This is a genomic window from Fluviispira sanaruensis, assembly GCF_004295685.1.
GTDB lineage: Bacteria > Bdellovibrionota_B > Oligoflexia > Silvanigrellales > Silvanigrellaceae > Silvanigrella > Silvanigrella sanaruensis.
Map to the genome: position 1 here is coordinate 2,463,431 of NZ_AP019368.1, position 22,808 is coordinate 2,486,238.

A 22,808-nucleotide genomic window follows, 5' to 3' on the forward strand; every position below is an offset into this window, starting at 1 on the left:
TTCTCCCCCAAAGATTGTGCCAAAGTAATAGAATTATTGAGGAGTTTTAATTGCCGTATCAGACAAAAAATATCAAAACTTGTGCAAAATTTTCTCTTTATATAGTATCACTCACTTTGTGATTTTATTATGTTCAAACTTTGAGTATAATAAATCCTTGATTAAGGAAGTCTTTCTACTAGGAAAAAGAATGCTAGATCATACAAACGTTTTACACATAAACACTTCTCGCTCTTGGGGAGGACTTGAGCTTTATACCATTAACCTCATCAAGAAGATCCATGAGTCAGGCGAATGCACTGCCCTTTATTGCATACCGGGATCAAAAATTGCCATAGAAGCTGAAAAGATTGGGGTAAAGGTATTCAATGCGCACAAACAAGCACGGATTAGCATTAAAGATATATTAAATTTATCAAAAATTATAAAAAAATATAATTATAATATTATACACACTCACACCCGACAAGATGTTTGGCTCGTTTCACTGACACTCTTTTTTTATAAAAATGTAAAACAAATCTTTAGTTTGTATATGAGCGCTCCATCCAAAAAAGGCCTTATTCATCGTCTTATTTATGGTCAAGTTTCAGCAATTGCTTCTTCTTCTGAACTGTTAAATGAAAATATTAAAACCAATTATCCCCTCAAACCTGAACAAGTCTATTTATTACGCTATGGTCGGGATCTCGATCTATATCAAAAATATCCACAAGACTCTGAAGAATTACGCAAAAAATGGAATACAAGTAAAGATGATATTGTTATAGCAACGATGTGTCGTATCGATCCTGCCAAAGGAGTGCGTGAGATCGCTGAAGCAATTCTCCACCTAAAACCAGAAATCAAAAGTAAAATTAAAATATGGATTATGGGTGAGCCCACGCTATTGCAAACTTCACCTTCTGGCCTCCCTATTTTTGAGCCCGCAGCTTACGAACTGTATATATGGCTCAAAGAATTCGTAAGTTTACCCACAGTTGAAAATCGTATTCAATTGATACCTTTTCAGTCAGACATCATCCCATTTTTAAATGCAATGGATATTTTTGTCCTAGGAACTTATGAAGAAACGTATTCGCTTTCTGTGATTGATGCCATGAGTATGGGACTTCCTGTTATTGGAACAAATTCAGGTGGTACCCCAGAACAGGTTAAACATCTCGAACGTGGAATACTTGTCTCCCCTAAAAGTTCACTCGAAATTGCCAATGCAATCACCAAATATATTGAAAACCCCCAACTGATAATTGATCATGGAGCGAACGCAAAAATTTGGGCCCGAAATGAACACAATTGGGAAAATAAATTAAAAAATTTGAATATTATTTATAATAAAATTTGGAGGAATAAATTATGAAAATTCCACTGTCAAAAGCCCATATCCCTCAACAAGTATATGAAAATCTCAATCAAGTGCTAACTTCTGGAAAACTTTCGGGTGATGGGACTTTTTGCCACACAGTCGAAAAAAAGTTTAGCCAAATACTTTCTATTAAACACACTCTACTCACATCTTCGTGCACACATGCCCTCGAAATGGCCATGTTACTTTTGGAAGCCAAAGAAGGAGATGAAGTCATTCTCCCTTCTTTTACATTCACCTCAACTGCCAATGCTATTTTAGTCGCAGGACTCAAACCTGTTTTTTGTGAAATCGATCCTCTGACCATGAATATGGATATGCGCGATGTGGAAGCTAAGGTAACAAATAAAACCAAAGCAATTATTCCTGTCCACTATGCGGGTGTAGCATGTGAAATGGAAAAACTAAACGATATTTGTGCCAACAAAAATATTATGGTTGTGGAAGATGCTGCCCATGCAATTGGCGCAAAATGGCGAGGAAAACATCTTGGTACTCTAGGAGATATGGCTGCATTAAGTTTTCACGAAACAAAAAATGTTATTTGCGGTGAGGGAGGGGCACTCCTGACAAACAATGATTATCTTGCAGAGAAAGCACTTATTATTCGCGAAAAAGGCACGAATCGATCACAGTTTCTCCGTGGACAAGTTGATAAATACACATGGATTGACAAAGGCTCAAGCTATATTCTAGCAGAACCATTAGCAGCTATTCTCGATGCTGAACTTAATATTATGCATGAATTAAACAAAAAAAGAGAATCAATTTATGATTTCTTTATGCAAGAATTAAGACCACTCGCTGAGAAAGAGATTTTTAAACTCCCATTCATACCTGCAGATTGTGAAAGCAATTATCACTTATTTCATATTATAATGCGCAATGAAAGTGATAAACATACTCTTATTGCCCATTTACGCAATAAAAATATTGGAGCCACTTTTCATTATATTCCTTTGCACAGTGCTCCAGCAGGCCTCAAACTCGGGTTTAAAGTTGGAGATTTACCTCTGACAGAAGAATATTCTCAAAGACTTTTGCGCCTACCTTTGTATCCCGATTTATCACAAAGCGAAATGCAATTTATAATTGAAGAAATTTATAATTGGAGCAAATTACAATAAATTATTTTTTCTGAGTTTTTCTCTATGCAAGAATTCTTGATATGATAAAATCATAAAAATCTGTTTTTTAATCATAGTAGAAGTTTTGCAACGGAGTTAAAAATGTCAAAGCACTCTCAGAAAGAGCAATTTAAAAATGTCAATATCATTAATCATCCATTACTTACACATTCTCTCTCAACTTTAAGAAGAAAAGAAACAAATTCGAGCGAATTCCGGAGAATTTTAGCAGAAATGAGCCGCTTGATGGCTTATGAATGCTCACGCGACCTGTCAATGAAAACTTATCCAATTGAAACTCCACTCGAAAAAACAGATTGTTCCTTTATTTGCGAAGATGTTACTATTGTTTCTGTGATGCGCGCTGGAATGGGGATGCTCGACGGTTTTATGCAAATGTTTCCCCTTTCTAAAGTTGGACATATTGGTATTTATCGCGATAAATTTTTAAACAATACTGTTGAATATTATTTTCGCTTACCAGACGATATAGAGGGTAATAAAATCTTTTTACTAGATCCTCTCCTTGCTACGGGAGCCACAGTCGTTGCAGCTATAGAACGACTTAAACAGTATGGAGTAAAAGAAATCCGCTTTAATTGCTTGCTTGCCTCACCAGAAGGTCTCGAAATTCTTCAAAATGTCCACCCTGATGTGCAAATTTATTGTCTCTCAATAGAAAGAACTATGAATGAGAAAGGCTATCTGCTACCAGGTTTGGGAGACGCGGGAGATCGCATCTATGGAACTTTATAAGTAGGTAAATAGAGGTGGAATTTGCAGAAAAAAATAAAAATTATTGCTATCTCAGGTGGGAGTGGATCTGGTAAAACAACAGCCGCACGTCGTTTACAAAAAATGCTCGAAATAGATCATTGTAAAATCCTGAGTCAAGATAATTATTATATCGACCAAAGTAAAAATTTTAAAGGAGATGGAACTGTTAACTTTGACCATCCCGATGCCATAGATTTTAATTTAATGGCAGATCATTTATCTGATCTTATTAATAATAAAACAATTCAAATTCCAATTTACGATTTTACGACCCACAAACGAAAAAACGAAACTATTTCTTTTCAACCCACCAAGGTTATCATTGTTGATGGCATTCTTATTCTCTCCCAAGAAAAATTAAGATCCTTTTTTGATGCTTCGTTATTTCTTGATATTCCAGAACAAATACGATTTGAGCGCCGTTTAAAGCGCGATGTAGAAGAGCGAGGCAGAAGTCCAGAAGGAGTTAAAATACAATTTTATTCATTAGTAAAACCTATGCATGACGCATTTGTGCAGCCATCAATTGAGTTTGCTACATATATTGCAAATAATGAAATCACACTCAACCTTGCACTTGATGAAATAAAAAATTTTGTCAATTAATTTTTAAATAAGTTTATTTCGTATACAACTTAAGGTATGTCCTTAATTGAGTCTTTTTACTCTACATTTGGAGGCAATATGTTTTCGAGCTCATTACGATTCTTTAAATTAAAAAAATTGCAAAACCTTTCTGCATTAACATTGGTTTCGCTCGCTCTTGTGGGCTGTCAAACACGTACTTCCAAAAACGTTTTAAATAATGATGATGTTCTTGGTTCATTCGATTCTAAAAAAATCAAAATCTCAGAACTCTCTGCAGCTGAGCGCAATGAATTATTCAATGCGCAAAAAAAGCTTTATGAAACCGCGGAGTTTATTTTACAAAAACATTATATGGATGAATGGTTCGCCAATTATCAAAAACAGAATAAACTCTCTTCACTTGAAGAAGCAAAAGATGATTTTTATAAAAAGAATATAAGTATTAATGATGATGTTGTTAAAAACTTCATCGCACAAAATTCCGCCAATCCTCAAATGCAACAAATTCCTGAAAATGAGCGAGAAAAACTAGTTAAGCGTTATCTCACCCAAATGGAAAAAGAAAAAGCAGAACAAAAAATCTTGCAACAAGCGAATGAAGAAGGAAAAATAAAGGTCATTGCACTTGAAAGACCCAAAGAACCTGTGGTTAAATTTTCCGATCTTGGCTACAAATACGATCCATCATTGAAAAATCCTAAAATAACAATTGTTGAAGCTGCAGATTATCAGTGCCCTTACTGTGTACAAGCTCACGGACCCATTCAAAAAATTCTTGATGAATATAAAGGAAAAGTTCAATTCGTGTTCCGTGATTTCCCATTGACACAAATTCATCCGCAAGCTTTACCAGCAGCCATTGCCGCAAAATGCGCCAATGAACAAGGTAAATACTGGGAAATGCACAAATTACTATTTTCCCGTGCGCCTATGGCCCCTTTAGCTGCCGACGCTTATCCCAAATTTGCAGAAGAACTCAAACTCAATCTTACGGCATTCAACACGTGCTTCGCAGATGAGAAAAAAGAACACGCAAAATCAATTATGGCTGACCTTGAAGAAATGAGTTCACTCGGCGTAAATGCAACACCATCGATTTATATCAACGGTGAAAAATATGAAAATAATTTAAGTTTTGAAAGTTTAAAGAAAGAAATTGATTCTCGTTTAGCGTCTGCTAAGTAAAAGTATATTTATTCAAAACGAGATTTACCTTTTAAATCTCGTTTTTTTATTTTATAATATTTATAAAAATTACAAAAATAATTTAAATTTAATAATTTCCATACCAATAGATTATTTTATGTCCAAAAAAATGACGGATATTGATCCAGTGAACCACTTATTATTTCGTATTCAACACAAAAATTTTTAAATATGTAATTATTATATCAAAGGTAACTTTTTTCATTGAGGCTTACTTTATTGAATGAGGCATACTTTATTGAATGAGGCTTACTTTATTGAATGAGGCTTACTTTATTGAATGAGCAAATTATTAATTTCGTCATTTTTAAAACAGTATAACGCCAAATCAAGTATTCGGAAATCTGACAAGTTTTCGTATACTCATATTATACCAAAAAAGTTAATTATTTTATTCTTAATTAATACTTTAAATTTAATTATATATATTTTTTATAATTAAAATTTAATAAAAATTTATAGGTGCAGTAATGCTAAACAAATTAAGTATTAAACAAAAAATAATTTATTGGAACATTTTCATAATTATTCTATTTACTCTTACATTAATTTATTTAGGAAATGCATCCATTAATAGACTGATGGATGAAAAAAGAACGCAATTAAGAAACTTAAGTAATGCACTTGGAGCTGTTGTTGTTCAATATATAAAATTAGAAAAGGAAGGCAAATTATCTCATGAAGAAGCCGTCACAAGGGTAAAAACCACTGTAAATGCTGCACGGTATGATGGTGACAATTACTTTTTTATTGGCGATTATGATATGCGCCAGATAGTAAATCCAAAGCGACCGAAAGATGATGGTGTCATTCAAAGTTCTGCTCAGTACAAAAAATTTGTAGAAATCTCATTAAAAAATACAGGACCAGAATTCTTGTCTTATTTCACAACAAAACCTGGTTCAACAGAGAATTTTCCAAAGCTCACTTACTTAATCCCGATTCCAGAATGGAAATGGTATATTGGCACTGGTATTTATATCGATGATGTTGATAGAGCTAAAAATAATAATATAATTCAACTCGTAACAATAACAACATTTATTACAATTTTATTAATGTTTGGTGGCACTAAAATTGCAAATTATATTTCAAAACCACTGTCCAACCTTACGAATTTATTAAAAGAGTCATCTGACAAAATGGAAGAAGAATCGACTCAATTGACAAAAATGAGTGAGGATGTTGGAAAATCTTCCAATGAACAAGCAAGCTCAATTCAAGGAACCGCAGCCGCAATTTCTGAAGTAACAAGTATGATTGCAAGGACATCTACTCTTACGTTTAATTCAGAAAAATTATCACAAACTATCAATAATCGAACAGAAATGGGCAATACTGCAGTCAAAGACATGGTTTCAGCCATGGAGGCGATACAAGAAGCAGGTCAAAAACTTTCAGAAATTGAAGCTATTATTATACAAATTGAAAATAAAGCAATGATTATTAATGATATCGTTACAAAAACTGAATTGCTTTCCTTAAATGCCTCAATTGAGTCCGCTCGAGCAGGAGAACATGGGAAAGGCTTTGCTGTGGTTGCAGAAGAAGTAGGCAATTTAGCAAAAACAAGTGGGAAATCCTCGAATGAGATTAGGGATCTCCTTAATAAAAGCAGGGAAAAAGTTAAAAGCATTTTAGAATTAACCATAAGCAGAGTCACGGAAGGTCAAAGTAAAACCATAGAGGTTTCGAATATCTTTGATCAAATTATTATAGATGTAAAAGAAATCAATACACAAATGAGTCAGATTACAGAGGCTACAAAGGAACAAGAAATTGGGGTAAAGCAGATATCAGAAGCAATGACTAAAATTGATTTATCTGCAATAAACAATTTGAAGAGTGCAGAAAGTTCTATCCGATCTTCTTCTAAAGTATTAGAAATCAGTCATGCATTAAAAACGATTTCATCTAAAACTGAAGAAATTGTCCTTGGCCAGAAATAAGTAATACAGATAGAATGAGTATTATAAATATTCTCTTTGTTTGCGATGAGTTATTAATAGTTTTAACTTGATCTAAAAATTAAGACAAATATATTTTTTTTAATAAAAATTAATATTCTTCAAAAAACTTTTTTGACTCAATAATTTTGTAATTTAATTTATAATTTTTTATATTTATATTATTCGTGTTCATTATTGTTTGATAATAAAAACTCCATTTATTATTTTTCCGAAAACCTATAACAATTGTCCCTCCGATAAAATTCACCGCATCATTAGAAGGTATTGATTTTATTAGATAATAAAAATTAGAAGCATGATTAACAATTTTAAAATATTCATCTTTATATAATGATCTCAATAATTGTAAATTTCCTTTTGATTTATATTTTTCAGAAAAGATATCCATCATTCGAGCAAGAGATTTTTGTGTATTAAAACTTTGCCAATTGGGAGATTTATTTACTAAATCTTTTACGCTTTTAACATCGTCTGCACTAGAATTTATTGCATTTGCGTGACAAACAACAATCTTTTTTGTGAAAAGATTGCGACAAATATAAAAAGAACATCCATTCATTCGAGCCGTTATAAACGTTTGTACAGTTCCTGTGCTTGGCAACTCCATTGCGGTTACACTATTTTCTTTAAAGGGTAAATAAAAAGTATCATTTAATAGATTTTCATCTTTTAATTCAATAAAATGCGCACCTGAAAAATCATCTCTTTTTAAAGTTGATTTAAATACATTGCTTGAGTTAAATAGTAAATTACCATCAAATAATTTTATAACATTTTTTATTAATTTCATTCCAACCGTTGAATTTTCCACAACTTCTATAATTGGAATATTATCTATTGATTTACAATCTATTTTCATTAAATATTCTTTCTTTAATAAATTAAATCATACTAATAAATATGATTTAAAAGGTAAAAAATATTTTTCACAACCGTTTCCATAATTTATATTAAATCAAAATTAGCCAATCGGTTAATTTCAAAACCATATAGTGCCATAACTTTTTTTATTAATTTTACAATAGAAAATATTTTTGTTATTCTTCTCTAACAATATTAAGAAAAATATCTCTATGAATTTAAATCTTTATTTTAAAAAAATTTTGCATATCCAGATACATTTACTAACTCAACATAACATACTTGAAATGATGTAATAGTTTGCTTAAAGTAGTTTTCTAAAAAACAAACAATTATTCATTTAAGATAAAATATAGCAATAAATGGCCCTAAAAATTTACCCACACTTGAAGCTATTAAGTGAAGAGAGATTAACTGAAATTTATTGATGTCATAGTTTCTGCTGTAAAATAGCGCTGCTGAGTTGATATACGTACCTGAATTTGAAATTCCAAGTAAGACAAATAAAATAAATATCTCCAAAATATTTCTAGTATTGCTTAATAAAATAACACATAAAATGAAGATATGGCTAAAAAGACTGATAAAGAAAGTTACTTTTTCTCCTATATAGTAGGAGAGTTTTAACCATAATTTTTGTGAAAAGGCATGACAGAATGCTTCAATCGCAAGAAAAATTCCTATAATACTAACATCGAGACCGTTGCTTTTTAAAGCCGGCGGAATGGTTGTGTACCAAAAACTAAAAACAGATAAGTCTAGAATAAATAAAACAATACAAAAATTCAAATGTTTAAAATTTTTATTCTTAAGAAACTGCTTGAGCGAAAAACTTATTTTTTCATCATTTCTTTTTGCTGTATCAATGAAAAAAGATAATAAAATAGAAGCGAAAGCCATAAAATATATCACAATATTACTTAAATCTTTACTTTTATCGCTTGAGGTCACAAGGCAGCCGATGAAAAAGCCAAGCGATATACCTAAAATTTTTAAAAAATTGAGCATCATAAGTTGATTTTTCAATGTGTTTTTATCGGATGTATTTGTCGCAAATGAGAGGCTCGCAACCTCAATGGATGAAGAAGAAAGACCCATTATAATGGCAAATATATAACAGAATGGGATTGATTGATAGAAATTAAAAACATAGAAAAGTAAATTAATAATTGAAATTATAATTGCTATATACTTAATATATTGTATAGAAAAATGATATAATTTATAAGAACATATTAAGAAAAACAAACTCAAAAGCGAAGTGATTGAATATAAATTCAGCACCATCAGTGGGAGGTTATTTGCAATGGCAAAAAGCGGGTAAGAGATTGAGAAAATAATATAATAAACTCGAAAAATAAGGCTTACAATATAGAAGTTATTTTTACTTAGAAAATTTATTGCCGTACTGTGTATGCGCAGTCCCATTTTATTAATTTCACTCTTTTATAAATAAATCTCTTGTAAGATTATGTTCTTTACAAAAAACCTCTTTGTTCAATTAGAAAAAATTGTTAGCATAAAAATAATTTTAAGTAAATATTTTATTTATTGTAACAAACCGAACGACGCATAAAATAAAGTTACTTAGCATAAATCAGCAGTGGCCGTATATGATTAAGTTACGCAGCATAAATCATCAGTGGTCGTTTAAAACCAACAGATTGTCGCATAAATCAACAGTGGCCGTATATGATTAAGTTACGCAGCATAAATCAACAGTGGCCGTATATGATTAAGTTACGCAGCATAAATCAGCAGTGGTCGTATCTGATTAAGTTACGCAGCATAAATCAGCAGTGGCCGTATATGATTAAGTTACGCAGCATAAATCAGCAGTGGCCGTATATGATTAAGTTACGCAGCATAAATCAGCAGTGCGTCGAATAGCTTAATTTAGAGGGGAGAGTAAGAGAATGGCTCCGAAGGGCATTTGCGGCCAGCAACTCTGCCCAGAGGAGTCTTCTCTTACTCATACCCGTCGAATTTAATAAATTTCAAAATGATGATTTTTGCACCACCCGTCGAATTTAATAAATTTCAAAATGATGATTAATCAGACACTTTAGTTAAATTGATTATTTTATTTGCAATATTCTCAAGTGGCTCAATAAAATCGACTGCATTTAATTTAATAGCTTCACGAGGCATACCGAAAACCACGCAAGTTTCTTCATTTTGGGCAATTGTTTTTGCCCCAGCATCTTTTAATTGCTTTAACCCTTGCGCACCATCAGCTCCCATTCCTGTTAATATAATGCCAAGCATTTTTTGTAACTTTAATTGTGCCAGTGAATTAAATAATACATCGACGGAAGGTCTATGCCCATTGACCACATTGGCTCCTGTCGTTTGAATTTGTAAATTTTTTACATGTTTTCTTACGATCATATGATAATTTCCAGGAGCAACATAAACTCTATTTGGCATTAAAATATCATTGTCTTTTGCTTCAACCACATCAAAAGGACAAATATTATTCAGCCTATCTGCAAGTGCTTTTGAAAAGACTTCAGGTATGTGCTGAACAATCAAAATAGGTGGTATTTGTGATGGAAGATGCTCTAAAATCAATTTTAAAGCTTCAGTACCCCCCGTAGAAGATCCTATGGCTATTAAATACTCTTCATCTAAAATTTTATTTTCATTATAATTATAGACTCGATCTCTATGAAAAGATATTTTTGCACTTTTTGCTAAAATAATTTTTTCAATTAATATTTTTCCTTCTTCGACAACATTTCGTAACTCTGGTTTTTGAAAAAATTCCACCGCACCAAGTTCAAGCGCTTCCATAACAAGAGATCCTTCTTCTAAATTCAAGGCGCTTACAACAACAGTTGGAATTTTGTAGCGGGGGATTATCAAACGTAAAATATCAATGCCACTTAAATATGGCATATTAATATCTAAAGTAATAACATCTGGTTTCAACAATTGAATTTGTTTGTCAAGTTGTCTTGGGTCTTCCACCTCCCCCACAACTTTTATATTCTTACTTTTTGCTAAAATATTTTTAAGCTGTGTCCGAATTGTAGGCGAATCATCCACAATGAGAACACGAATCGTATCGTGCAAATCTCTTAACTGAACAGCGGGCTTATCATTAAACGAATCAGTTACTTTATTGCTTTTTAAAATTGTATCAATTTTAAAACATATTTCTTCACTCGATTCAGCCATATTTTTTAAATCAGGTTTTTCAACATAATCGGAAGCTCCTAAATCCAGCGCTTCCTTAGCAATGTTAGTTCCATCTCTTTCAATTGAGCTGACAATCAAAACGGGTGGGTGTTTTCCTTTCACAAATGAAGATTTTAAATACTCTATACCTGTTTCATCGGGCATATGAATATCTAGAGTCACAATATCAATTTTACTTGTTTTTAGAACCTCTCGCGCTTGAGCTGCACTGCTCACAGTTGCGACGACTTCAAAGCCATTATCTGTAGAAAGAATTTTTTTCATCAAAAGTAATATAGTTGGAGAGTCGTCTACAACTAGCACTTTAGCAAGTGGTTTTTTAGTTTCAGGAATGGGTGAACTGAATTCTTTTTCTTCATGCGTACTATGCGAATAAATAGCATTGGATAATAATTTAACGGGTAGATTATAACCATTAATCGACTCGCTGATACCTAGGACTAAAATACCATGAGGCTCAAGTCGAGCCAAAAGGTTTTTTATGATTTCTTTAATTTGTTCATCGTTAAAATAGATCAAAACGTTTCGACAAAAGATAATATCAAATTTTTCTGTTAAAAATTTATTATTTATTTTTATTAAGTTTACTTCTTCAAAAGTAACTGAGTCTTTAATATGTAACTTAGGTTTAACATAATCGCGAATTTCTCCACGACCTCTCAGCCAATTGCCATGAATATAAGACATTGGAACTTGAGAAATGTCTTTATAGATATAGACTGCATTTTTTGCATACTCAAGTGATTCGTGATCAACATCAGTAGCAAGTATTTTAAAATCACAGTTATTTAATTTATTCTCTTGTTTTAATTTATGAAATAGCATAGAAAGCGAATATGCTTCTTGCCCCTGACTGCAGGCAGCACTCCAAATTCGGATTGTTTTATCTTTCTTCGCATTTAATATTTTTTTTAAATATTTTTTTTCTACGTCTTCAAAATGAAAGTACTCTCTAAAAAAGAAACTATGATGAGTTGTGAATAAAGAAATAATCGCTTTTTTCTCTTGCAATAAATTCTTTTGCAAATAATCTAAATACTCCTTAGGAGTATTCATTCCGAGAAACGTTAAGCGCTTTTGTAAACGCGATTCGACCATTGAAATATTGTTTTCAGATAATTGATTACCCGTTTCTTCGTTCACTATATTCTTAATTTTAAGAATGAGATCATTCCATTCTGAATACATCAAAGCTCCTCAAAGCGATCGTCGTTATATTTGGGCACTCCATCCTTTTTATTTTCATTTTTTACATTCTTGTCATTTTTGCTAAGATATTTTTCATTTTTATTTATTTTTCTTTCGCTTTTTATAAATAATTTTTCATTTTTATCTATTTTTTTTATTATTTCATTAGGATATTCTCTTTTAGTATTTTTTATAAATTTTTCTATATTTAAATTTTTATTTTCGCTTTTCTTAGAAAATGATTTATGTGAGGAGTCATCTTCACTTATATCTATAGCTGAAGAATTATCATTGTGTCCGTAAACGATATCCATTAATCCCTTCGTAAGGGCTTCTAGTTCATGACTTTGATTAAAAAGAATGGCGGAAGTTTCCGATGATTTTTGAGCAATTTTAGAATTTTGATTTGTCAATGTATCAAGTTCACTCATAGCATTATTTATTTCTGCTACGCCACGAGCTTGTTCTCTTGATGAGTTTGAAATTTCATAAATAAGTGTATTTACTTCTTCTGAGTTTGCAAAGATTATTTCAAAGATCTCCATACACTCTCGGCTCACTTCTTCGCCAGATTGAACAGCTTCTTTCGAAATCAACATTATTCTCTCAATATTATTTTTCGTATCATCGATAATACTTTTTACTTTATCAACGCTATTTTCAAGTAATGCAGATATTTCACTTGAAGAATTCCCACTCATTTGGGCTAAGTTACCAACTTCTTCAGCAACAATGGAAAAACCCCTGCCATGCTCGCCAGCTCTTGCGGCTTCAACCGAAGCATTGAAGGATAGAATTTTCGTTTGAAAAACAATTTCATCAATAACTTTAGTTTTATTTTCAATTTCAGATATAAATTTTACTATTTCTGAGATCCTTTTATTTCCTTCAACAACTTCGTTCAACACATTCTGATTGCTCGATCTAATATTAGCAATAGAATGTACCATTTTTTCGATCGCACTTTTACCGGCGGTTATTTTATTCCGACTTTCTTCTGACTTTTTCTGAGACATATCTGCCATTTCTGAGGTTTTATTCATCATAGCACTTATTTCATTCACAGCAGAGGCTGTCTCTTGCAAAGCTGAAGTTTGTTGGATAGAGGCTGCTGATAATTTTTGACTTTCCTGATTCACCTCTGCAGATGTTCTATTTAACTCTTGATTTCCATGCGATAACTTAGCTGCTAGATTCATTATAATTTTAGAAATTTCAGTGCTAAAATATATACTAACAGCAATAGTGATAATTAAAATGGTTACTAATAAAAGAGAAAAAATAATCTTTGTTTTATTTATAGCTGATAAGGCTTCATCTTTATCAATTCTAACTAAAACTTTCCAATTCAATTTATCTACTATTTTCATTCCAGAAATCAATTTATATGCGGTAAATTGTATTTCTTTTCGTCTTATATTTTCAGACTCAAGGACACCTTCTAGACCTTTTTGCGCTTGAATTGCAGCTGTTTGCCCTGCTTTAACAAGATTGAATTTATTAAGATAATTTTCATTATGGACCACGATATTTTTATATTCATTCGAAGCGGGATGAAAGTCCAAAATAAGAGTACCGTTAGAATCTAATAAGTTTATTTCAAGACTTTTTAAGCCACTATTTACAAAACTATCGTACACACGCGATATCGTATTTTCAAGCCAAAAAAAATCGGCATGACTACTAATAATTCCAATTGGATCACCTTTTGTATTATATATAAGTGTTGAGAAAATAGTTCCATATTTTTTCACATTGTAAACTTTTTCAACCATAGTATTAAATTCTGCATCTTGAAAATAAACATTGGAAAATCCTTTCTTAGGATCTTCCAAAAAATTTCGCGCCAAAGTTTCTTTAAACCATTTTGTTTTTGAAAAATTCATTGCATATAGCATTTCACTATTTATTTTTTTATCATCTGGAGATTTATCATTCACTGCCAAAAGTTTTCCATTGAGATCACAGACGAGAATAAGATCGTAAATTCCATATAATACACTAAATTGATTGAGAGTGATGACATTTTCCCTCGATAAACCTTGAGTATTTTTAAAATACTGAGCAAAAACTTTTATATCTCCATATCGCTCATAAAATTGATCTTGAAATGAGTTTGATAAATCTTCTGCCGCAAGAAATAGTTTACTTTTTACCATTTCTTCTTGTTGAGAAACATTAATTAAAGTTAATATAATAGATGCCACACAGGCGATAAGAATTCCGCAAATACTTATAAAAAATATTTTAGTTCGTAAAGATAATTTATCCAACATTGAAACACCTCACGATCCAGAATTCTCAATATGAACTAGATCTTCAATACTTAATGACTTTACTAAATTCATTAAAACTATGATTAGATTTTTATGTTCAATAATTCCATCTATATAATCATTTTTAATAGAAGTCTGCATATTTGGTTTAGGCAGTATCTTGTCTTTTTCAATTTTTATGACATTGTCAACAGAGTCGACCAAAGCACCCATTGTTATATTATCTAAATCGCAGACTATCACTGAGTTTTCATCATCGCCTTTGCTTGTAATATTTAATTTTTTACGCATATCAATAACGCTGATCACTTTTCCTCTTAAGTTCATAATCCCACAAAAATAGCCTGGAGTATATGGTATTTGGGTAAATTCAGGAATACCAATGACTTCTTTTACCTGTAAAAGAGGAATACAAAAACGCTCATTGCCTAAACTAAAGCATAAGTATCGATTTTCCGCAGAAAATAACATGGTCTGTTTATTTAATTTCTCATCACTCATAACATTTACCTACTTATACTTTTTTGTAGATTATTTTGAAAATTTCTACTGTTCACTAATTGAGAAATTTCTAAAATTGGTACAACTTTTCCATCACCAAGTATAACACTTCCAATAATTCCTGATTCACATCTCAATTCTTCACCCAGATTTTTAGTGACAACCGACTGAATAGAAATAACTTTATCAACAATGGCACCTATTTTAATTGCATTCGCTTGGACAATAAAAATAACCCTATCTTTTAATTTTTCTTCTTTTTTCTTATGAAGATTTAATCCTAAAGAGAGATCAATGACAGAAATTTCTTCATCGCGAAGTTTGATGATGTTCTCAATTCCAGTTAAATATGTTAAATTACTTTTTCTTAAACTTAAGCATTCAATGACTTGTTGGACGGGTATGATAAATTTTTGGTTAGATATTTCAGCTATAAAAGCTTCCATAATTCCTACAGAAAGTGGAATTTTTATTTTAAAATTAGTCCCCATATTTAAAACCGAACTGATTTCAATTTTTCTATTCAGCTTTTCAATATTCGTTTTAACAACATCCATTCCTACTCCGCGTCCAGAAATTTCAGTTGTTTCAGTTTTTGTTGAAAAACCCGGAGCAAATATGAGCTCATAGCATTGACTATCTGTTAACTTAACATCTTCAGAGATCACACCTTTTTTAACTGCGCTCTCATATATTTGCGTTGGATTCAATCCCTTTCCATCATCAGCCACTGTGATAACTAGATTACCAGATTCATGCGATGCATTGACGGAAATATTCCCTTCTCGCATTTTTTCCTTTGCAACTCGTTCATCATTGTCTTCAATACCATGATCAATTGCATTTCGAATCATATGCATGAGAGGGTCGGATAATTCATCCAAAATAAATTTATCGAGTTCCGTATTCTCTCCTACAAATGTAACATTCACTGTTTTTCCTAGCTGGGCAGAAGTATCGCGTGCTGTACGAAGAAGTTTTTGAAATGCAGGTTTAATAGGTACCAATCTCAAGCCCATAATTATTTCTTGAACTTCTTTGGTCGTTTTTTTTAATAGACGATAATAATTTTTTAAATTTTGATTACTTTCCTGCTTTATTTGCTCTTCAAGCATACTCTCTATAATAACAATCTCGCCAATATAATTTTGTAGTTTTTCAATTTTATTAAGAGAAACACGAATTACTTCTTCATTTATTATTTTTTTCGTTGTATTAATTTTTTGCTTTGTAATTTCTTCAATTTTGTTTGATAAAATATTATTTTTTGCTTCTTCAACTTCATTAATATCATATAAGACAAAAATGTCACCTTCTTTTAAATCTTGACTTTCATTTGGAGCATTTCCAATTGGGAGACCGGACTCTTCTGATTGAATTTGATCAATCTCTGCGATTATATTTTTTGTATCAATTTTATAATCCGTATTTATTTTTATCTGTTCAACTATGAATTTAAGTTTGTCATTTGTGGCAAGTAAAATATTAGTAATCTTTTGTGAAACATTCAACTCTTTGTTTTTTAACTTTAATAAAAATGACTCAAGTCTGTGAAGAATTTCAGCAATATCACTAAATCCAACCGCTTTAGCACTTCCTTTTAAGTTATGAGCAAGGCGAAAGCAGCGCGCTAAAAGTTCGCTTGGTGGATTTTGACTGAACTGCAAATAAGCTTCTTCTGCTTCTTCCAAATTGATATCAGCCTCTCTTAAAAAAACCTTGCGCAGTTCTAATTCAAAGTCTTCATCCATTATAAGTTGTCCTCTGCCGGATGGAATAATAAATATTTGTAGTTATTATCGCTTGTAAATTTTAAAAGTTTAACTCACTGCAAAATAAATTGAATGCAAAAATTGCAGCACTTTAATCGAACAGACTTTTACCGATTGTATTATAAAGTTGATTGAATGAGGACAAAATGAAATTACATTTTAAAGCATCACTTAAAAAAAGATTTTACTTACTCATGTTTATAGTTTTTATCAACATGTTTATTATTGCAATGTTTAGCGTGTATACAAATTTTCAAGCCAGTAAAAGCTTAACTTCACTTTCTAATTTATATTTCCCTGCTGTCCAAAATTCAATCCTTGCCGATATGCTCCATGATGGTTTACGAGCGAACGTAAATATAGCTCTTTTTCACATGCTAGACGGTTCAACTTCGGAAGACAAAGTCGAAATTGAAAAAGAGAACAAGGAAATGACAACAAAATTCATTTCTTATATTGAAAACATCCAAAAAATGAATTTAGATGATGAAGTCCAAATTAATATTAAAAAACTTTTGCCCGTTTTAATTGAATATACTGAAACAAGCACGCGCGTCATTCATGCCGCATATTCTTTAAATAGAAAGCTCGCTACAGATGAAAGCAAAAAATTTAATATTATATTCAAAAAGCTTGAAGTGGAACTGGATGCACTTTCAGATTCAATTGAAAAACTAAGCAATAGTAAGATTGAAACCGCAAAAAATTCTTCCAATAATTTTCAGTTTATAAATTTATTAATTATACTGTTCTTTATGTTATTAAGTGGTTTCATCAGTTATATTTTTATAAAAAAAATTACTAAACTCACGCTTCAAATAGTTGAATCTCTTAGTTTGCAGAGTCAAGAAATAAGAATTTCTGCGAGTAATATAAGCGATACGTCAGAAGAATTATACAACGCTGCAAAGTCACAAAACGATTCCTTACAAAAAACAAGCACTGCAATCCATGAAATAAATTCAATGGTAAAACGAACTTCTGAAAGTACACTTGAATCGAGCGCTCTCTCTAAAAGAAGTGAAGAAACCGTATTCCATGGGAAAAAAAGCGTTAATGAACTTATAAACAGCATTGAAAAAGTGAAAGTTAATAATATAAATATAATGGAGAAAGTAACCTCTAGCAATAAGAGATTCTCTGAAATTATTAAAGTCATTTCTAATATTTCATTGCGAACAAAAGTTATTAATGAAATTGTTTTTAAAACAAAACTCCTTTCCTTTAATGCATCCGTTGAAGCCGCTCGAGCCGGAGAGCATGGCAGAGGATTTTCTGTTGTTGCAGAAGAAGTGGGTAATCTAGCAACGATGAGTGGCGAAGCTGCTAAAGAAATAAATAATATGCTCGCTGAAAGCATAGAAAAAGTCGAAAGTATTATTTCTGTAACCAATTCAGAAGTTTCTAAAATTATTGCTCTTGGCGATGAAAGTATCAATGAAAGTACAGCTCTCGCAAACAAATGCACAAGCGTGATGGAAAATACAGTTGAGAATGTTACTTTAGTAAAAAAATCTATAACTGATATTTCTTTAGCTGCAAAAGAACAAGAAGTGGGAATTTCGGAAATCGTGAATGCAATTTCTGAAATTGAAAGATTAACCCAAGCAAATGAATCTATTGCCAATGAATCTTCCCAAGCAAGTCGTGACCTAACTGAAAAAGCAAATACCATTTTGGAGATCATTTATAATTTAAATTACATTATGAATGGCGAAAAAGGTGAATCAGAATAATTTTTATTTTGCTATTGAAGCTATACCAACTAAACCTTTTAAATCATCATCACTGATAGAAATCCCAGCACCTAAGAACGGAAAGGGTTTATCACTGATAACGAGTCCATCAACCCCACCTGTGACAAAGAAATTTGGCGTAATAAAATAATTTACAAAAAGTTTTAAGTTGATAAATCCTCTGTTGCCATAAAGAGTGTCAGAAGGGATTGGCACGCCATTAAACTGAGAAATTTCCATCGTTCCAACCAATTTATCTTTAAATACATAGAAATCTGTTGCCAGACCTGCAGAACTTGAAAATAATCCAAGACGCAAACTCATAAAGCCAAATCGTTGAGAAACTTGTAAATTATAGCGAAGTTTATTAACGTCTTCAGGGACATTTTCTTGTGTATTTGTGACAGAAGTATTGCCAGTTGTGGTCGTCGTTGTGGTTGAGTTTGTAACTTTGCGCGCATATGCAGCATTTGTTACACCAAGTAAATAATATCTATCTGGCCGTGTGGAAAGTAAGATATTGAGTTCATTGGTGTATTTATCTCCAGGCACCGCATTTGCAAGCCTTGCTTCAGCACGATCTTGCACCGTGATTTTAAGTTGAGAAATAGGACGAACTGCATCTTGAATGCTTTTTAGGGTCGCTTTAACTTCTTCAGCCGTTTCTTCTTTTGCGATCAATTGGCCGAGCGTGCCTTCTCCATTTTCAATTTTTGCTGCCATCCGTTTGATAGATCCCGCCGCCGCTTCAACGCTCGTTATAATACTTTCAATTTTTTCTCGATTTTCAGGGGTCGAAATTTGTCTTAACTCTGTTGTAAAAGTTTTTACATCAGCAATAATTTGATCAATTTTCGCATCATTTCTTTCAATTAATTTTGAAAGTCGCACAGAAGTGTCTCTTAACCCTTGAATGGCTTCTTTTAAATTTTCTTTCTGTGACCCTGTAATTTCACGTAAATCACTGGTAACACCTTCAATATTTGCCACAATATTCTTTATGGAAGTTTCACCATCACTCGTACCAAGAACATTTGCTAAGGAACCGCTTATTTTTTTGATATCTCTTGCAATTGCATTGAGATTTGTCATCAGGGTTTCCATATCATTGGATTCTGGATTTCTGGGCAGTTGATCCCCTGATTTCATTTCACCAGTGCCTTTTAAATTACGCACAATTTCTATATAAACATCTCCAAGAATTCCTCGGGATTTTATTTCTAAATAAGAACCACTCGGAATTTTAACGTTTGAATCAACATCGAAATTGATACGGGCTCCATCTGGCAATATTTCAACAGAGGTGACTTCACCTACCTTCACCCCAGACGCTCTTATTTGTGTTCTTTCAGCTACTCCTCCAACATTATTTAAAATAGTATGAAAATGTTGTTTTTTGCTGGCAAATGGATTCCCACCCAAAACAAATGCTGTTGTTGTCAAAACCGAAGCTCCAACGAGCGCAAAGAGACCTACTTTTATTTCTGAAGTCATTAACATTTATGCACGATCCTTACCTCTGATTTTGACACGCTGTTATAATTTTAATTTATGCGATCGGAACTGCCAATGGACCATTTCTGCCGCCGGATAAGAACTGCTTAACAAGAGCATCTTGACTCGTTTGAAATTCTTCGGGAGTTCCTTCAAAATACACCTTTCCTTCATGCAGGAAAAAAATATACTCCGCAATATTCATCACAGAAGTGATATCATGACTTATCACAACAGATGTAATTCCTTCAATTTTTTGCTGAGTGTTTTGAATTAAATTATCGATGAGATCCGCAATTAATGGATCCATACTTGTCGTGGGTTCATCGTAAAGTAACAGCTTAGGTTTTAATGCAAGCGCTCTCGCTAATCCCACTCTTTTTCTTTCACCAATAGATAATTCAGATGGAAATTTTTCTTCAATATTTGCAAGCCCAACTATTTCCAATAGATTTTTAACTTCATTTTTTATTTTTTCTAAAGGCATTTTGGTATGATTTTGAATTGGAAAAGATATATTTTCAAATACATTTAAGCTGTCAAATAAAGCTCCGTCTTGAAAAAGTGTGCCTATTTGCTGGCGAATATTTTCCCATGCACGTTCATCAGCGCTGTGCATCGCAACACCATCAATCCAAACTTCACCTTCATCCGGTTTTAAAATACCAATAATATGCTTTAAAGTAACAGATTTGCCTTCTCCGCTTCGACCAATAATATATGAAATTCTTTTCTCAGGTATTTTTATATTCAATCCTCTGAGAACTTTATTTTTGCCAAAAGTTTTTTTTAAATTAATTAAAGTTACTATTGATTTGTCTTTTACTTTTTCCATATTATACCTGAAATAATGTAATTATAAAGTCTCCCACTAAAATTGAGAGTAAGCCTGCAACAACCGCTTTAGTGGTTGCTTCACCGACTCCCTTAGCGCCACCTCTGGCATGAAACCCTTTGTAACAAGCAATTGATGCAAAAATAAATCCAAAGAATAATGCTTTTACAAGTCCTTTGACAACATCACTCCACCATACGATCCATTGCAATTGTTGAAAAAATACCATTGTATCGACACGATAATAAGAAATTGCAACGATGTAACAACCAACAACACCAATGAATAAAAATATTCCAGCTAAAATAGGCATCATAATAACACTTGCAATAACCCTTGGTACAACTAGATAACTAATTGGATTAACACCCATAGCCTCCATTGCATCAATCTGTTCATTCACGCGCATGGTTGCAATTTCTGCTGCCATAGCAGCGCCTGCTCTACCAATTACAATAAAACCACACATAACAGGCCCAAGTTCAAGCGCTAAAGATTTACCAGTTGCAGCGCCCATTAAACCCTCTGCACTGAATAAGCGAAATATCACACCCAATTGTAACCCTAAAACCGCTCCAACAAATAAAGCTGCTATAGATATAATAAGAGAGCTTTTATTTCCAACAAACTCAAGCTGTTTGATAATAAGACCTATGCGAAAAGGGGGAAATATTGACCAACGAAACACTTCTCGTAAAAATATTATAAATCGCCCCAAACCACTGATAGTAGAAAGGATTACATGACCTATATATCCAATTACAGAAATTAGTATTTTCATATTAAAAATTATCTCATTTCTTTTCTAATAACATCACCTAGTGAAGTTAAATCAGAAAGTCTTAATTCATTTTCTCTATCCAATGAAGCTGATATAGGAACTTCAATAACTATTTCCGCATAATTTATAAGTTCATGAAATATTTTTTGCTGAGTCATTATATAATTTGCTAAATAATTTGAAAGTAATTTTTCAGAATCAATTAAACTATTTTCGTTTTTAATAAAATCATTAAAGGAGATTTCATTTTTTAAATGAAGAGGAAAAGCCCGATTGATAATTGCTAATTTAGGATTCATTCCCATATATTTCAAAATTCGCCCTAATTCCTTGGTAACAAAGACAGCATCTTCGCGAATTGAGCTGACTAATATAAATTGAGTGTTTTCATCTTGTAACCACTTTTGAGAGTATTTTAATCTTTTTATTGCTGTAATAAACACATCATCCAGCATAGTTAAAAACTCACCAAAATTGATTAAAAAATTTCGACCCCCAACAAGTGCGAGACCTTCTATGATTTTTCTGGCTCCAGTCTTTAAGGCTCTTGCAAAAAAACTTTGTTTTTCTTGCGCTCCACCAACAAACCATTTTAGCCATTCCACCAGTTTTCCATCAAGAAAGGCCATTATTTTTTCTGGTTTTGAAATAAAATCGATTGCATGAATTCCAGGTGCTGTGTCGATGACCAATTCCTCTACATCAGGATATTGTTCGACCCATTCTGCAATACGTATAGCGGCCAATGTGTCCGTTGCAGAAGCCATTTTCTCTGCCAATGCGCTAAAATATGGGTTTTCAAACAGCTTTGCTTGTTTATCCGCAGGCATACCTTTTTCTTCAACCCAGCGCGACAGACTCTCCCCAATTTGTAAAACAGCTGCACGCAACTCACCTTTGCTGTTATTTCCAAGAGGAATAAGAACGCCACGCTCGGAAAGATTGCTTACCCCAAGAGCAGATTGCAATCTTTTTGCAGGATCAATACTCAAAAGCCCCACTTTTTTTCCTGAGCTGGCGAGTGACAGGGCAAAAGAAGCAGATAAAGTCGTTTTTCCAACTCCACCCGCACCCAAAAAAACATGGAGCTTTGGAAAAGAAGATCTCATTCTTTACCTCAAATAAA

The 22,808-nt window shown here is 32.4% G+C and carries 17 protein-coding genes; 7 read left to right on the forward strand and 10 right to left on the reverse strand.

What is annotated here, in order from left to right; genetic code table 11:
- Nucleotides 1–190 precede the first annotated feature (190 nt).
- The 6 genes from EZS29_RS10360 (at nt 191) to EZS29_RS10385 (ending at nt 7,013) form a co-directional block, all read left to right on the forward strand.
- On the forward strand, nt 191–1,360 hold the full coding sequence (locus tag EZS29_RS10360) for a glycosyltransferase family 4 protein (protein ID WP_130610006.1): 1,170 nt from the start codon (nt 191–193) through the stop codon (nt 1,358–1,360).
- On the forward strand, nt 1,357–2,493 hold the full coding sequence (rffA, locus tag EZS29_RS10365) for a dTDP-4-amino-4,6-dideoxygalactose transaminase (RefSeq protein ID WP_130610009.1): 1,137 nt from the start codon (nt 1,357–1,359) through the stop codon (nt 2,491–2,493). The genes EZS29_RS10360 and rffA overlap by 4 nt, the downstream gene beginning before the upstream one ends.
- Nucleotides 2,494–2,595: 102 nt before the next feature.
- Entirely contained in the window at nt 2,596–3,249 is a 654-nt protein-coding gene (gene upp / locus EZS29_RS10370) for a uracil phosphoribosyltransferase (protein WP_130610012.1), read from the forward strand.
- 21 nt (nt 3,250–3,270) lie between these two features.
- Entirely contained in the window at nt 3,271–3,876 is a 606-nt protein-coding gene (gene udk / locus EZS29_RS10375) for a uridine kinase (RefSeq protein WP_216678663.1), read from the forward strand.
- A gap of 78 nt (nt 3,877–3,954) precedes the next feature.
- Entirely contained in the window at nt 3,955–5,043 is a 1,089-nt protein-coding gene (locus tag EZS29_RS10380) for a thioredoxin domain-containing protein (protein WP_172603891.1), read from the forward strand.
- Nucleotides 5,044–5,534: 491 nt separating this feature from the next.
- Nucleotides 5,535–7,013 carry a methyl-accepting chemotaxis protein gene (locus tag EZS29_RS10385; protein ID WP_130610018.1) on the forward strand — a complete coding sequence of 493 codons (1,479 nt, stop codon included), beginning with the start codon at nt 5,535–5,537 and terminating at the stop codon, nt 7,011–7,013.
- A gap of 109 nt (nt 7,014–7,122) precedes the next feature.
- Here the strand turns inward: EZS29_RS10385 and EZS29_RS10390 are convergent, their stop codons facing one another.
- The 6 genes from EZS29_RS10390 to EZS29_RS10415 all read right to left on the reverse strand — a co-directional run bounded on the left by EZS29_RS10390 (nt 7,123) and on the right by EZS29_RS10415 (nt 16,815).
- On the reverse strand, nt 7,123–7,893 hold the full coding sequence (locus EZS29_RS10390) for a hypothetical protein (RefSeq protein WP_130610021.1): 771 nt from the start codon (nt 7,891–7,893) through the stop codon (nt 7,123–7,125).
- A 338-nt stretch (nt 7,894–8,231) separates the two neighbouring features.
- Nucleotides 8,232–8,906, reverse strand: coding sequence for an MFS transporter (locus tag EZS29_RS10395; protein WP_130610024.1), 675 nt, complete (start codon nt 8,904–8,906; stop codon nt 8,232–8,234).
- A gap of 1,041 nt (nt 8,907–9,947) precedes the next feature.
- The gene (gene cheB / locus EZS29_RS10400) at nt 9,948–12,287 is read right to left on the reverse strand and encodes a chemotaxis-specific protein-glutamate methyltransferase CheB (protein WP_130610027.1); all 2,340 of its coding nucleotides are present in this window, start codon (nt 12,285–12,287) and stop codon (nt 9,948–9,950) included.
- Complete coding sequence (locus tag EZS29_RS10405; protein WP_130610030.1) at nt 12,287–14,563, reverse strand: methyl-accepting chemotaxis protein; 2,277 nt, start codon at nt 14,561–14,563, stop codon at nt 12,287–12,289. The genes cheB and EZS29_RS10405 overlap by 1 nt, the downstream gene beginning before the upstream one ends.
- 9 nt (nt 14,564–14,572) lie before the next feature.
- A complete protein-coding gene (locus tag EZS29_RS10410; protein ID WP_130610033.1) occupies nt 14,573–15,064 on the reverse strand; it encodes a chemotaxis protein CheW in 492 nt (163 codons plus the stop codon).
- A gap of 5 nt (nt 15,065–15,069) precedes the next feature.
- Nucleotides 15,070–16,815, reverse strand: coding sequence for a chemotaxis protein CheA (locus EZS29_RS10415; protein WP_130610036.1), 1,746 nt, complete (start codon nt 16,813–16,815; stop codon nt 15,070–15,072).
- 167 nt (nt 16,816–16,982) lie between these two features.
- Between EZS29_RS10415 and EZS29_RS10420 the strand changes: the two genes are divergently transcribed.
- Nucleotides 16,983–18,572 (forward strand): methyl-accepting chemotaxis protein, encoded by a 1,590-nt coding sequence (locus EZS29_RS10420; protein ID WP_130610039.1) that lies wholly within the window; start codon nt 16,983–16,985, stop codon nt 18,570–18,572.
- Nucleotides 18,573–18,575: 3 nt separating this feature from the next.
- Here the strand turns inward: EZS29_RS10420 and EZS29_RS10425 are convergent, their stop codons facing one another.
- The 4 genes from EZS29_RS10425 to EZS29_RS10440 are packed head-to-tail and all read right to left on the reverse strand — an operon-like array spanning nt 18,576 to nt 22,791.
- A complete protein-coding gene (locus tag EZS29_RS10425) occupies nt 18,576–20,072 on the reverse strand; it encodes an MlaD family protein (protein WP_130610042.1) in 1,497 nt (498 codons plus the stop codon).
- Between the two features lie 49 nt (nt 20,073–20,121).
- On the reverse strand, nt 20,122–20,901 hold the full coding sequence (locus EZS29_RS10430; protein WP_130610045.1) for an ABC transporter ATP-binding protein: 780 nt from the start codon (nt 20,899–20,901) through the stop codon (nt 20,122–20,124).
- 1 nt (nt 20,902) lies between these two features.
- The gene (locus EZS29_RS10435) at nt 20,903–21,682 is read right to left on the reverse strand and encodes an MlaE family ABC transporter permease (protein ID WP_130610048.1); all 780 of its coding nucleotides are present in this window, start codon (nt 21,680–21,682) and stop codon (nt 20,903–20,905) included.
- Between the two features lie 8 nt (nt 21,683–21,690).
- Nucleotides 21,691–22,791 (reverse strand): ArsA family ATPase, encoded by a 1,101-nt coding sequence (locus tag EZS29_RS10440; protein ID WP_130610051.1) that lies wholly within the window; start codon nt 22,789–22,791, stop codon nt 21,691–21,693.
- Between the last annotated feature and the right edge of the window lie 17 nt (nt 22,792–22,808).

Excerpts from the sequence above, each read along its gene's own strand:
- EZS29_RS10360 (WP_130610006.1), top strand. The coding sequence starts at position 191 with ATGCTAGATCATACAAACGTTTTACACATAAACACTTCTCGCTCTTGG.
- rffA (WP_130610009.1), top strand. The coding sequence starts at position 1,357 with ATGAAAATTCCACTGTCAAAAGCCCATATCCCTCAACAAGTATATGAA.
- upp (WP_130610012.1), top strand. The coding sequence starts at position 2,596 with ATGTCAAAGCACTCTCAGAAAGAGCAATTTAAAAATGTCAATATCATT.
- EZS29_RS10380 (WP_172603891.1), top strand. The coding sequence starts at position 3,955 with ATGTTTTCGAGCTCATTACGATTCTTTAAATTAAAAAAATTGCAAAAC.
- EZS29_RS10385 (WP_130610018.1), top strand. The coding sequence starts at position 5,535 with ATGCTAAACAAATTAAGTATTAAACAAAAAATAATTTATTGGAACATT.
- EZS29_RS10390 (WP_130610021.1), bottom strand. The coding sequence starts at position 7,893 with ATGAAAATAGATTGTAAATCAATAGATAATATTCCAATTATAGAAGTT.
- EZS29_RS10395 (WP_130610024.1), bottom strand. The coding sequence starts at position 8,906 with ATGATGCTCAATTTTTTAAAAATTTTAGGTATATCGCTTGGCTTTTTC.
- cheB (WP_130610027.1), bottom strand. The coding sequence starts at position 12,287 with ATGTATTCAGAATGGAATGATCTCATTCTTAAAATTAAGAATATAGTG.
- EZS29_RS10405 (WP_130610030.1), bottom strand. The coding sequence starts at position 14,563 with ATGTTGGATAAATTATCTTTACGAACTAAAATATTTTTTATAAGTATT.
- EZS29_RS10410 (WP_130610033.1), bottom strand. The coding sequence starts at position 15,064 with ATGAGTGATGAGAAATTAAATAAACAGACCATGTTATTTTCTGCGGAA.
- EZS29_RS10415 (WP_130610036.1), bottom strand. The coding sequence starts at position 16,815 with ATGGATGAAGACTTTGAATTAGAACTGCGCAAGGTTTTTTTAAGAGAG.
- EZS29_RS10420 (WP_130610039.1), top strand. The coding sequence starts at position 16,983 with ATGAAATTACATTTTAAAGCATCACTTAAAAAAAGATTTTACTTACTC.
- EZS29_RS10425 (WP_130610042.1), bottom strand. The coding sequence starts at position 20,072 with ATGTTAATGACTTCAGAAATAAAAGTAGGTCTCTTTGCGCTCGTTGGA.
- EZS29_RS10430 (WP_130610045.1), bottom strand. The coding sequence starts at position 20,901 with ATGGAAAAAGTAAAAGACAAATCAATAGTAACTTTAATTAATTTAAAA.
- EZS29_RS10435 (WP_130610048.1), bottom strand. The coding sequence starts at position 21,682 with ATGAAAATACTAATTTCTGTAATTGGATATATAGGTCATGTAATCCTT.
- EZS29_RS10440 (WP_130610051.1), bottom strand. The coding sequence starts at position 22,791 with ATGAGATCTTCTTTTCCAAAGCTCCATGTTTTTTTGGGTGCGGGTGGA.